The organism is Bacillus sp. JJ634 (assembly GCF_036962285.1).
Lineage (GTDB): Bacteria > Bacillota > Bacilli > Bacillales > DSM-1321 > Peribacillus > Peribacillus asahii_A.
The window spans coordinates 15769-18316 of sequence record NZ_JBALMU010000017.1 but is presented as its reverse complement, the minus strand read 5'-3'; the positions used below and the strand labels follow the sequence as shown (position 1 = coordinate 18316).

At 36.1% G+C, this 2548-nt stretch carries 4 protein-coding genes; 2 read left to right on the top strand and 2 right to left on the bottom strand.

The window, feature by feature from the left end:
* Nucleotides 1–241 precede the first annotated feature (241 nt).
* Complete coding sequence (locus V7068_RS03350) at nucleotides 242–487, top strand: DUF2164 domain-containing protein (protein WP_127759372.1); 246 nt, start codon at nucleotides 242–244, stop codon at nucleotides 485–487.
* 152 nt (nucleotides 488–639) lie between these two features.
* Here V7068_RS03350 and V7068_RS03345 read toward each other — a convergent pair whose 3' ends face one another.
* Nucleotides 640–1425, bottom strand: a complete 786-nt coding sequence (locus V7068_RS03345) for a TrmB family transcriptional regulator (protein ID WP_499711026.1) — start codon at nucleotides 1423–1425, stop codon at nucleotides 640–642.
* Between the two features lie 110 nt (nucleotides 1426–1535).
* Between V7068_RS03345 and V7068_RS03340 the strand changes: the two genes are divergently transcribed.
* The gene (locus V7068_RS03340) at nucleotides 1536–2303 is read left to right on the top strand and encodes a TSUP family transporter (RefSeq protein WP_499711024.1); all 768 of its coding nucleotides are present in this window, start codon (nucleotides 1536–1538) and stop codon (nucleotides 2301–2303) included.
* A 51-nt stretch (nucleotides 2304–2354) separates the two neighbouring features.
* Here V7068_RS03340 and V7068_RS03335 read toward each other — a convergent pair.
* Nucleotides 2355–2548, bottom strand: a 194-nt coding sequence (locus V7068_RS03335) for a hypothetical protein (RefSeq protein ID WP_499711022.1), incomplete at its 5' end; no start/stop codon positions are given.

Below are 2548 nucleotides of genomic sequence, written 5' to 3'. Positions count from 1 at the left end.
ATTCAGGGATTTGAACAATTAAGTTGTCTTATTGAAGAAAAGCACTCAATCGTTGAATAGGCAGATACGCTTTTATTGCATATTATCTTTGAACTGTGCAATGATTTTGTTACTAATAACCTTAATTAAGAAGGGTGTACTACTCTTGTATGTACATAAAAATTCAGCGAAATATAGCCTGTAATTTCCTAAATTTCGCTTGTATAGTTACGGTATTATATTTTTTAAGGGAGTGTTTTATTTGTTTTTTAAGCTTACAAAAGAGCAGCAACAATTAATGATTTCTGACATTCAATATTTCTTTTCACAAGAAAGAGACGAAGAAATAACTGAATTTGCTGCAGAAAGAGTATTAGACTTCGTTAAGGAGTCCCTTGCTCCTCATTTCTATAACGCTGCTGTGCTAGATGCTAAACAAGTAGTTGAACAGCAAATTTCTTCACTTGAAGATGAACTATTAACGCTTGAACGTCCAATAAAAAGATAAATAACTTTTTCAAGAGTGAATTTGATCATAATTCACTCTTTTTAGTGTGTGGAATCATTTAATCAAACTGAACCTTCTTCAACCTGCCCTGTTTACCTTTTAAACTATTTCTTGAAGAGGCAGCTGTACAAGGAAGTCGTCTTATACAGCTTTTAGTTTTCCATAAAAAAAGCTTTTCTCTCTGTAGTAATCCATTGCTGTAAATCGTCCTGACTGCGTTGGACGAGTCGATTAACTAATACATCATGCCATACATAATCCTCTAATAAATAAATATGAATAGGATCATCTGTATAAAAGGCCATACAGCGTTCATTAAAGGAAGGCCCATAAATCATTTCTTTCGCATCTATCGAAAGAATAAACCAGTGCTCACTAGAAGTGGCTTCCGTGAAAGGGGTGATGCGATGAACGTCTACATGTTTAACTGGATTTTCAACATGCAGGGTGATACCTTGCACGGTAACTCGAGCAGCCGCCTCTTTCAAATCCTCCTTCAGCACATCGTACATATCGTCCCACATTGAAATAACAACGCGTTTTTCTGCTTTTTTAAGCAATACCTGACAGTAGCTAATAATCGTTTCACGATCCTTTAATGTCATGACACGATTGTCGGGCTTTTTGTCTGTTAGTTCGAGCTGCTTCAATGAATCGCTGACAATTTCATAATTAGATTGCCAGTCTGATTGAGCCTTTTTTAAAAAGATCTCAACAGGCAACGGTGAATATTGCGTATTATTATTTATTTCTTCCTTCAAGACAATTCCCTTTTCAACAAGATTGCCTAAGACGTCATACACTCGTGCGCGTGGAATGCCCGAATCTTTACTAACTTGATAAGCGGTAACCGTTCCTTGTTTAACAAGAGAAACATAGGATTTAGCTTCATACTCGTTAAAGCCTAGTTTTTTTAGCTGCTGTACTATGTCTTCCACTTCTTTTCCTCCAATAGTTATTTGTCTTTATCATATCAAAATATAGATATTTACAATAATAAATATCTTAGTTACTATTATAGTAGTAACTAAGAAAAGGGTTGAGTTAGATGCTATTTGAATTAGATCCATCGTTATTAATGATCTTGCTTGTATTTGGTTTTTTAGCAGCATTTATTGATTCAGTTGTCGGCGGGGGAGGACTGATTGCCTTACCTGCATTGTTATTTACAGGTTTGACCCCAGCGGGCGCTGTAGCAACGAATAAATTAGCAGGGACAATAGGTTCTTTAACGAGTACCATTATGTTTTATCGTTCAGGAAAGCTTGATTTAAAATCGGTTTATAAGTTCTTTCCGCTTGTTTTTATTGGTTCGATGATTGGAGCTTGGACGGTTCATTTGATGAACCCTGAAGTACTAAAGCCATTGATGCTTGTCATGCTTGCAGCTGTTGCCATTTATACGATTTTCAAGAAAGATTGGGGCAATAATTCTACTTATAAAAAATTATCCATTCGCGACTTTATTATTTTTATGATTTTGCTCACTGCTATTGGTTTCTACGATGGATTTCTAGGTCCCGGAACAGGTTCGTTTTTAATCTTTGCTTTTTTAATGATGGGCTTTGATTTTTTAAAGGCGGCAGGGAATGCGAAGTTTTTAAACTTTGGCAGTAATATTGCGGCCTTGTTAATGTTTATGTATTTAGGACAAATCAATTATGCCTATGGTTTAGTGATGGGACTTGCGCAAATTGCTGGAGCGATCTGCGGCTCAAAATTTGCGATTAAACGAGGAAGCGGTTATGTCCGTGCATTATTTATCGTAGTAACTTTTTTATTGTTAGCTAAAAATGTTTACGATTATCTTAAGTGAGGGCTATGTTATAGGATGATCCAAAAATTGTTGTGTGATTGATAATGTTATTTAACTGAACCCAAGTAACACGAAGGCTGTCCCAAAAGTCATGAAAAATGGCTTTTGGGGCAGCCTTCCTTTTTTGCCGTCCTCGAAGTGGGTTAAATGATAAAAGTGGGGAATTAAGACAGTAAAATAACCTTTACCGAAGTCATGAAGGCCAAAAATGAGAAATCCGCTCAGGGAAATGTCCTTCAACGGAG